Raw genomic sequence first — 245 nt, forward strand, 5'->3', positions numbered from 1 at the left:
GATAAACGTTGATCATAATTACCCTGAGATAAATATGACACGCCCAGCATAACTTGCTTTACCGGAATAAGCAGAAAACGAGATAACCACCAAGCAATCGCACTCGCAAGCAGTAAACACAATAAACCAATTCCCATACTGGTCCAGCGTTGTTGCTGAGAAAATGCAGTAGCCGAAGAAGATTCAATGTCTCTAATAGGGCTGCTGTATAAATAACCGACGACCTGATCATCAAATATTAGCGG

1 pseudogene is annotated in these 245 nt (G+C 41.6%); it reads right to left on the reverse strand.

What is annotated here, in order from left to right:
- Positions 1-245: pseudogene (locus AAEY99_RS21625) on the reverse strand (hypothetical protein); the annotation flags it as partial.

This window comes from Shewanella sp. S1-58-MNA-CIBAN-0166 (assembly GCF_040310085.1).
Classification (GTDB): Bacteria; Pseudomonadota; Gammaproteobacteria; order Enterobacterales; family Shewanellaceae; genus Shewanella.